This window comes from Streptomyces sp. NPDC046203 (assembly GCF_040646255.1).
GTDB lineage: Bacteria > Actinomycetota > Actinomycetes > Streptomycetales > Streptomycetaceae > Streptomyces.
In genome coordinates, this window is sequence record NZ_JBEYZX010000046.1 from 1 (window position 1) to 10,655 (window position 10,655).

The 10,655-nt window shown below is 71.5% G+C and carries 1 protein-coding gene; it reads right to left on the minus strand.

Annotated features, from left to right (window positions below):
* Window positions 1-103: 103 nt before the first annotated feature.
* Window positions 104-10,627, minus strand: coding sequence for an SDR family NAD(P)-dependent oxidoreductase (locus ABZ990_RS25715; protein WP_361236086.1), 10,524 nt, complete (start codon window positions 10,625-10,627; stop codon window positions 104-106).
* Between the last annotated feature and the right edge of the window lie 28 nt (window positions 10,628-10,655).

The window sequence follows — 10,655 nt, forward strand, 5'->3', positions numbered from 1 at the left end:
GGGAGGCGGTGACGACCCAGGTGTAGGCGGACTGGCCGCCGCCCAGGTCGGTGATGATCTGCGGAAGCGCGCAGCACCATCAGGGCGACCCGGCCGGGGCCGACTACTGCGCAGGGGTCTCGAGCTCGCCGTCCAGGATGTCGAACAACTCGTCCGCCGTCACCGACGACAAGTCGGCGTCGGAGGACTCGTCCTCGTCCTGAGAGGCCGTTCGCTGTCCGTCCGCCCATCGCGCTGTCAGAGCACGCAGCCGGGCCGCGATCCGGTCGCGCTCCCGCTCGTCCGGGGCCGCTGACTCCAACGCCGACTCGAGCCTGGACAGTTCGGTGTCCAGCACCGACGCCGCTGCCGATACCACGTCACCCGGCTGCATCAGGTGGACGATGTGACCGGATACGGCGTTCGCGTTCGGGTAGTCGAAGATGAGCGTGGCCGGCAGCCGCAGTCCGGTGGCCCCGTTCAGCTGGTTGCGCAGTTCCACCGCGGCCAGCGAGTCGAAGCCCAGCTCGTCGAAGGCCCGGTCGGGTTCGATGGCGTCTCCGGACGCATGACCGAGCACTCCCGCCACATGGGTCCGCACCAGCTCCAGCACGACACGTGCGCGTTCGTCCTCGGCGAGCCCGGCGAGCTCCTGCTGCAGGGACACGCTCTCGTTACTGCCGGCGGCGACAGCCCGGCGGCGTGCCGGAGGAACCAGACCCCGCAGCAGGGCCGGCAACACGTCCGTCCTGCCGCGCAGCGCGCCCGTGTCCACCCTCAGGGGTACGGTCGCCTCAAGGCCGACGGCCAGCGAGGCGTCGAATAGCGCCAGCCCTTCCTCCGCGGACAGCGCGGGTGTACCGGCGCGCCGCATCCGCTCCAGATCGACCTCGGCCAACTCGGCACCCAGGCCGGTGTCCACACCCCACAGGCCGAAGGCCATCGAGGTGGCGGGCAGCCCCTCCGCGCGGCGGTACTGCGCCAGGGCGTCCAGGAACACATTGGCCGCCGCGTAGTTGCCCTGACCCGCGGCCATCACCAGACCACCGGCCGAGGAGAACAGCACGAACGCCGTCAGGTCCATCTCCCGGGTCAACTCGTGCAGATACCAGGCCGCGTCCGCCTTCGGCTTCAGCACCGTGTCCACCTGCTCCGGCGTCAACGCGCCCACCAGAGCGTTGTGCGCCACACCGGCCGCGTGGACCACGCCCCGCAGCGGACGCCCCGCCGGAATCCCGCCCAGCAGACCGGCCAGCGCATCCCGGTCGGACACATCACACGCCGCGAGCGTCACCTCCGCACCCAGCCCGGCCAGCTCCGCCCGCAGCTCGGCCGCACCCGGCGCCTCCAGACCCCGGCGGCTCGTCAGCACCAGATGCCGCACCCCGTGCGCCACCACCAGATGCCGCGCCACCAAAGCGCCCAGACCACCGGTACCACCCGTGACCAGCACCGTGCCCTCGGCATCCCACGGCGAGGACTCCCCCACCCCGGCCACCCGGGCGAGCCGCGGCACCAGCACCTTCCCGTCACGGACCGCCAGCTCCGGCTCGACCGAGGCCAGCGCCCGACCGAGACCGGCGAACGACCCGGCGGGCTCATCCGTGTCCACCAGCACGAACCGGCCAGGATTCTCCGCCTGCGCCGCACGCACCAGACCCCACACCGGAGCCTGCCGCACATCCACCGGCACACCCCCGACCGTCGCCACCGCACCCCGCGTCACCACAACCAACCGCGAAGACACGAACCGCTCATCCGCCAGCCACGACTGGACGACACCGAGCGCACGCCGCATGATCGCGCGGGCCTCCGCCAGGACGCCACCGGCGGGTGATTCCTCGCCCGCGCACTCGTAGACCACCGACTCCGGGACCGGGCCCTCGGCAGGCAGCTTCTCCCATGCCGTCCATGCCGCCGACTCGGTGTCGCCGCCCTGCGCCGGCTTCCATTCGATGCCGAACAGAGAGTCGCCGCCACCGGCACCCAACTGCTCGGCCGACACCGGGCGTGAAATGAGCGTGTCCACCGACAGGACCGGATTGCCACGCTGGTCGGCGACGTCCAGCGTCAGGCCGTCCTGCTGGGCGACAGGTGCGATCCGGACGCGCAGCGCCGAGGCGCCCACGGCCCTCATGACCACTCCGTTCCATGCGAACGGCAGCAGTGTCGCGCCTCCGTCCTCCCGCTCCGGGATGGCCAGCAGTCCGACGTGCATGGCGGCGTCGAGCAGCGCGGGATGGATACCGAACCGCTCGGCGTCGGCGTGCGCCTGCTCGGGCAACGCCACCTCGGCGAACAGCTCCTCACCCCGCCGCCAGGCCGCCTTCAGCCCCTGGAACACCGGACCGTAGTGATACCCGATCTCCGCCAGACCCTCGTACGCACCCTCGACACCGATCTCCGTCGCACCGACCGGCGGCCACTCGGACAGATCGAACGACGCGGGCGTCGACGCCTCCTCGGCCAGCACACCATCGGCATGCAGCGTCCACGGCAGATCCGGCTGATCCTCGGAGCGGGAGTACACCGACACCGAACGCCGCCCCGACGCGTCCGCGGCACCCACCACGACCTGCACCCGCACACCACCACGAGCCGGCAGGATCAACGGCGCCTGCAGCGCGAGCTCCTCCAGCACCCCGCAGCCGACCTGATCACCCGCACGGATCGCCAGCTCGACGAAGCCCGTGCCCGGCAGCAGCACACTGCCCAGCACGTCGTGATCCACGATCCAGGCATGCGTACCCGCCGCCAGCCGACCCGTGAACGTGATCACATCCGAATCGGGCGACGGGACCGCCGCACCGAGGATCGGGTGTTCCACCGCGTCCACGCCGATACCGGACGCCTCGCCACCCGTGGTGGGCGTGTTCATCCAGTAGCGCTCGTGTTGGAAGGCATACGTGGGCAGATCGACGCGGCGGGCGCCGGTCCCGGCGAAGAACGCCTCCCAGTCCACCGACAGCCCGGTCACGTGCAGCCGCGCCAGCGCGGCCACCACTCCAGCAGGCTCCGGCCGGCCCCGGCGTACCGACGCCACCAACACAGCGTCCTCGGACGCCACACTCGCCTGCGCCATCCCGGTCAACACACCGTCCGGGCCCAGCTCCAGGAAGACCGACACACCCCGGTCCTCCAACAACCGCACCGCATCGGCGAACCGCACCGCCTCACGCACATGACGCACCCAGTACTCCGGCGAACCCAACTCATTGGCACCCGCCAACTCACCGGTCAGGGTCGAGACCACCGGGAACCGCGCCGCGCCAAAGGTCAGGCTCTCCGCGACGCGGCGGAACTCCTCCAGCATCGGCTCCATCAACGGCGAGTGGAAGGCGTGCGAGACCTGCAGTCGACTCGTCTTACGCCCCAGCCCCGCGAAGTGCGCGGCAACCTCCAGCACCGCCGCCTCCGCACCAGAGACCACCACCGCCCGCGGACCGTTGACGGCGGCGATGCTCACCTCACCGGTGAGCAGCGGCAGCACCTCGTCCTCGGATGCCTCCAGCGCCACCATCGCCCCACCAGCGGGCAGGGCCTGCATCAGCCGGCCGCGCGCCGCGACGAGCTTCGCGGCATCCGCCAGGGACAGCACGTCAGCGACATGCGCGGCGGCCAGCTCACCGATCGAATGCCCCGCCAGGAAGTCGGGGCGCACACCCCACGACTCGACCAGACGGAAGAGCGCCACCTCGACGGCGAACAGCGCCGGCTGGGCGTATCCGGTCCGGTTCAGCAGTTCCTGGTCCTCGCCCCACATCACCTCGCGCAGCGGACGGTCCAGATGCGGATCCAGGGCGGCAAGGGCCGCATCGAACGCCTCCGCGAACACCGGGAACGCCTCGTGCAGCTCACGCCCCATGCCGATGCGCTGCGCACCCTGCCCCGTGAACAAGAACGCGGTGAGCCCATCGCGCTGAGCGACCCCGCTGACGATTCCACCGGCCGGACGACCATCGGCCAAGGCGTTCAGGGCGCGGGTGAACTCGTCACGGTCGGCCGCCACCACCACCGCACGGTGCTCAAAAGCAGCCCGTGTCGTCGCCAGCGAGAACGCCACATCCCGCGGATCCAGCCCGGCGCCGGCCTCCACGAACGACAGCATCCGCCGCGCCTGCGCCGCCAGCGCGGCCGGCGTCTTGCCCGACACCACCCACGGCACCACCGGCACCGCACCCATCGGCACCGCCTCCGCCGGCACGTCCGCCGGTACCTCCGCCGGCACCTCTTCGACGATCACATGCGCATTCGTCCCACTCAGACCAAACGAAGACACACCCGCCCGACGCGGCCGCCCCGAATCCGGCCACTGCCGGTTCTCCGTCAGCAGCTCGACATTGCCCTCACTCCAGTCCACCTGCGGCGACGGCGCATCCACATGCAGAGTCCGCGGCAGCACACCATGCCGCATCGCCTCCACCATCTTGATGATGCCCGCCACACCCGCAGCCGCCTGCGTGTGCCCCATGTTCGACTTGATCGAACCCAGCCACAACGGCCGACCCTCAGGACGGTCCTGACCATAGGTCGCCAACAACGCCTGCGCCTCGATCGGGTCACCCAGCACCGTTCCGGTGCCATGCGCCTCGACCGCGTCGACATCCGCCGTCGACAGACCGGCGTTCGCCAGCGCCTGACGGATCACCCGGCGCTGCGACGGGCCATTCGGCGCCGTCAACCCGTTGGACGCACCGTCCTGGTTCACCGCCGACCCACGCACCACCGCCAGCACCGGATGCCCATTACGCCGCGCATCGGACAGCCGCTCGACCAGCAGCATGCCGACGCCCTCACCCCAGCCCGTGCCATCGGCCGAGGCCGCGAAGGACCGGCACCGACCGTCAGCCGAAAGTCCCCGCTGCTCGCTGAAGTACACCAGCATGTCCGGGGTGCCCATCACGGTCACACCACCGACCAGCGCCAGCGAGCACTCACCGGACCGCAGCGACTGCGCCGCCAGGTGCAGTGCGACGAGCGACGACGAGCAGGCGGTGTCCACGGTGAGCGCCGGGCCCTCAAGGCCGAGCGTGTACGCGACCCGGCCGGACACCACGCTGCCCGCGGTACCGCCGCCGTAGTCGTGGTACATCACGCCGGCGAAGACACCGGTCGAGCTGCCCTTCAGCGACGCCGGGTCGATCCCGGCACGCTCCAGCGCTTCCCAGGACGTCTCCAGCAGCAGCCGCTGCTGCGGGTCCATCACCAGCGCCTCACGCGGGGAGATCCCGAAGAACGCCGGGTCGAACTCGTCCGCCTCGTGCAGGAATCCGCCGTCGCGGGCATAGGTCTTGCCCGGCGTGCCCGGCTCCGGGTCGTACACGTTCTCGTCCCAGCCGCGGTTGACCGGGAGTCCGGACACCACGTCCACACCGTCGGCAACGACGCGCCACAGGTCCTCGGGCGAGCCGACCCCGCCGGGGAAGCGGCAGCTCATCGCCACGATCGCGATGAGGTCGTCGTCCTCGCCGGTTCCGACCGTACGCACGGCCGCCGGGAGGGCGCTGTCCTCGGTGCCGTCCAGCAGGTCGAGGATGTGGTCGGCCACCGCCTGGGCCGTCGGCTGGTCGAAGACCAGCGTCGCGGGCAGCCGCAGTCCGGTTGCCGCGTTCAGCGCATTGCGCAGCTCGACCGCCGCCAGCGAGTCGAAGCCCAGCTCCTCAAAGGCCCGGTCGGGTTCGATGGCGGCTCCCGAGGAGTGCCCCAGCACGTCGGCGACGTGCGTACGCACCAGTTCCAGTACGAGCCGAGCGCGCTCGTCGCCGCCGAGGCCGGCGAGGCGTCCGCGCAACGCGGGAGCGTCCGCGCCCCCGGACCGCGCCGGCTGCCTGACGGGCACCCGCACCAGGCCGCTCAGCAGGGCGGGCAGTTCGTTCGCTCTGGCCCGCAGCACACCCAGGTCCAAGCGCACCGGCACGGTGACCGGAACATCCGAACGCAGCGAGGTGTCGAACAGCGCCAGGCCCTCCTCGGCCGACAGGGCCGGCGTACCGGCGCGCCGCATCCGCTCCAGATCGACCTCGGCCAGCTCGGCACCCAGACCGGCGTCCACGCCCCACAGGCCGAAGGCCATCGAGGTGGCGGGCAGCCCCTCGCCGCGACGCTGCTGCGCCAGGGCGTCCAGGAAGGCATTGGCCGCCGCGTAGTTGGCCTGACCGGTCGAGCCGAGCGTCCCGGCCACCGAGGAGAACAGCACGAACGCCGTCAGGTCCATGTCCCGGGTCAGCTCGTGCAGATACCAGGCCGCGTCCGCCTTCGGCTTCAGCACCGTGTTCAGCCGCTCAGGCGTCAGCGAGGTGAGCATCCCGTCGTCCAGTACGCCGGCCGCGTGGACCACGCCCCGCAGCGGACGCCCGGCCGGGATCCCACCCAGCAGACCGGCCAGCGCATCCCGGTCCGACACATCACACGCCGCGACCGTCACCTCCGCACCCAGCCCCGCCAGCTCAGCCCGCAACTCGGCCGCACCCGGCGCCTCCAGACCCCGGCGACTGGTCAGCACCAGATGCCGCACCCCGTGCGCCACCACCAGATGCCGCGCCACCAAAGCGCCCAGACCACCGGTACCACCCGTGACCAACACCGTGCCCTCGGCATCCCACGGCGAGGACTCCCCCACCGAGGACACCCGAGCCAACCGCGGCACCAACACCTTCCCGTCACGAACCGCCAACTCCGGCTCGGCCGAGGCCAGCGCCCGACCGAGACCGGCCAAAGAACCCACCGGCTCATCCGAGTCCACCAGCACGAACCGGCCCGGATTCTCCGCCTGCGCCGCACGCACCAGACCCCACACCGGAGCCTGCCGCACATCCACCGGCACACCCCCGACCGTCGCCACAGCCCCCCGCGTCACCACAACCAACCGCGAAGACACGAACCGCTCATCCGCCAGCCACGACTGGACGGCTTCCAGTGTCCGGCGCGTCACCGCGTGCACGGCGGTGGGCACGTCCTCCTCATCCGCGACGCACTCGAAGAGCACCGCGCCGGCGACCGGACCGCCGGCGGGCAACGCCTCCCACGCCGTCCACTCCTCCTCTGCCGAGGCAGTACCGGGCAGAGGGTTCCATGCGACGTGGAACACCGGCTCGGCTCCGGTGGCGCTCAGCTGCTCGGGCGACACCGGGCGGCCGACCATCGAACCGACCGACATGACGGGCCGGCCCGCCGCGTCCGCGATGTCGAGTGTCAGGCTCTCCGGGGTCGGCTGTGTGAGCCGCACGCGCAGCACAGAGGCACCGGCGGCCCACAGGGTGACGCCCTTCCACACGAAGGGCAGCGTCGGCTCACCACTCTCGTTCCCACCGATCAACGCGGCGTGCATCGCCGTGTCCAGCAGGGCCGGGTGCAGTCCGAATCGCTCGGCGTCGGCGTGGGCGTGCTCGGGCAGCGCCACCTCGGCGAACAGTTCGTCACCCCGCCGCCAGGCCGCCTTCAGACCCTGGAACACCGGACCGTAGTGATACCCGATCTCCGCCAGGCCCTCGTAGGCGCCATCCAGACTCACGTCCGTCGCGCCGACCGGCGGCCACTGGGACAGATCGAACGACGCGGGCGTCGGTGCGGCGGCCGCGAGGACCCCCTCCGCGTGCAGTGTCCACGGCAGGTCCGGCTGATCCTCGGGGCGGGAGTGGACCGTCACCGTCCGCTTCCCGTACGTGTCCGGGGACCCGGCCACGACCTGCACCTGAACGCCGCCCCGAGCCGGGAGCACCAGAGGTGCGTGCAGCGCGAGCTCCTCCAGCGCCCCACAGCCGACCTGGTCGCCCGCACGGATCGCCAGCTCGACGAAGCCCGTGCCGGGGAACAGGATCGAGTCACCGACCATGTGGTCGGCGAGCCAGGGCTGGGCGGCCGGGGAGAGCCGACCCGTGAGCACGGCACCATCCGAATCAGCCAGCATCACCGCCGCACCGAGCAGAGGGTGCCCGGCCGCCGTCAGACCCGCGGCCGTCACATCGCCCCGGTTCTCCGGAAGGTCGACCCAGTAGCGCTCGTGCTGGAAGGCGTAGGTCGGCAGATCGATACGACGAGCACCGGTCCCGGCGAAGAACGCCTCCCAATCCACCGACACCCCGGTCACGTGCAACCGCGCCAACGCGGCCACCACCCCGGCCGGCTCCGGCCGGCCCCGGCGCACCGACGCCACCAACACCGCGTCCTCGGACGCCACACTCGCCTGCGCCATCCCGGTCAACACACCGTCCGGCCCCAGCTCCAGGAAGACCGACACACCCCGGTCCTCCAACTGCCGCACCGCGTCCGCGAAACGCACAGCCTCACGCACATGACGGACCCAGTACTCCGGCGAGCCCAGCTCATCGGCACCCGCCAGCTCCCCCGTGAGGGTCGAGACCACCGGGAACCGCGGCGCGCCATACACCAGGCTCTCCGCGACGCGGCGGAACTCCTCCAGCATCGGCTCCATCAACGGAGAGTGGAAGGCGTGCGAGACCTGCAGCCGACTCGTCTTGCGCCCCTGCCCCGCGAAGTGCGCGGCAACCTCCAGCACCGCCGCCTCCGCACCAGAGACCACCACCGCCCGCGGACCGTTGACGGCGGCGATGCTCACCTCACCGGTCAGCAGCGGCAGCACCTCGTCCTCGGAGGCCTGCACCGCCACCATCGCCCCACCAGCGGGCAGCGCCTGCATCAACCGGCCACGGGCAGCGACCAGCTTCGCCGCGTCCGCCAGCGACAGCACACCCGCGACATGCGCGGCGGCCAGCTCACCGATCGAATGCCCCGCCAGGAAGTCCGGACGCACACCCCACGACTCGACCAGACGGAAGAGGGCCACCTCGACGGCGAACAACGCCGGCTGGGCATACCCCGTCCGGTTCAGCAGCTCCTGGTCCTCACCCCACACCACCTCACGCAGCGAACGGTCCAGATGCGCGTCCAGAGCGGCAAGGGCCGCGTCGAACGCCTCCGCGAACACCGGGAACACGGCATGCAACTCACGCCCCATCCCCACCCGCTGGGCACCCTGCCCCGTGAACAGGAACGCCGACCGGCCACCGCGCCGGGCATGACCCGACACCACACCAGCACCCGGCTCCCCCGCCGCCAACGCGGCCAGCCCCCGGAACAACTCCTCCCGGTCACCGCCCACCACCGCCGCACGGTGCTCAAAAGCAGCCCGCGTCGTCGCCAGCGAGAACGCCACATCCCACTCGCCGCCATCACTGGCCACAGCAAGCAGCCGCCGCGCCTGCGCCGCCAGCGCGGCCGGCGTCTTGCCCGACACCACCCACGGCACCACCGGCACCGGCACCTCAGCCGGTACCTCAGCCGGCACCTCCGCCGGCACCTCCTCGACGATCACATGCGCATTCGTCCCACTCAGACCGAACGAAGACACACCCGCCCGACGCGGCCGCCCCGACTCCGGCCACTGCCGGTTCTCCGTCAGCAGACGTACGTTGCCGGCCGACCAGTCCACCTTGGGACTCGGCTCGTCCACATGCAGGGTCTTCGGCAGCACACCGTTGCGGATGGCCTGGATCATCTTGATGACACCGGCGACACCCGCCGCGGCCTGGGCGTGGCCCATGTTCGACTTGATCGAGCCCAGCCACAGCGGCCGGTCGGCGGGACGGTCCTGCCCGTAGGTCGCCAGCAACGCCTGCGCCTCGATCGGGTCACCCAGCACCGTTCCGGTGCCATGCGCCTCGACCGCGTCGACATCCGCCGTCGACAGACCGGCGTTCGCCAACGCCTGGCGGATCACCCGCTGCTGGGCCGGACCGTTGGGTGTGGTGAGGCCGCTGGACGCGCCGTCCTGGTTCACCGCCGACCCGTGGAGCACCGCCAGCACCTGGTGGCCGTTGCGCCGGGCGTCGGACAGCCGCTCCAGCAGGAGGATGCCGGCGCCCTCGGCCCAGCCGGTGCCGTCCGCGGACGCCGCGAAGGACTTGCACCGGCCGTCCGGCGCCAGGCCGCGCTGCTCGCTGAAGTACAGCAGCATTTCCGGGGTGGCCATCACGGTCACACCGCCGGCCAGCGCCAGCGAGCACTCGCCCGAGCGCAGGGCCTGCGCCGCCAGGTGCAGCGACACCAGGGACGACGAGCACGCGGTGTCCACGGTGACGGCAGGGCCCTCCAGGCCGAGCGTGTACGCGACGCGGCCGGACACGAAGCTGCCGGCGCTGCCCCCGTCGTAGTCGTGGTACATCACACCGGTGAAGACACCGGTGCGGCTGCCGCGCAGGGCGGCGGGGTCGATGCCGGCCCGTTCGAGCGTCTCCCAGCAGACCTCCAGCAGCAGGCGCTGCTGCGGGTCCATCACCAGCGCCTCACGCGGGGAGATCCCGAAGAAGGCGGCATCGAAGTCGGCCGCGTCGTAAAGGAATCCGCCTTCGCGGGCATAGGTCTTGCCCGGTGTGCCCGGCTCGGGGTCGTAGACATCCTCGGCCCACTGGCGGTCCTCCGGGAACCCGGACACCACGTCCACGCCGTCGGCCACCAGCCGCCACAGGTCCTCGGGCGAGGTCACCCCGCCCGGGAAGCGGCAGCCCATCGACACCACCGCGATCGGCTCGGTGGCCGCCGCGCTCAGCCTGCCCGCTTCCTTGCGGAGCCGTTCGTTCTCCAGCAGGGACTTGCGCAGCGCTGCGACGACCTGCTCAACCGATGTACTCACGTCAGCCTCATGTTCCAGTCAGTCACGT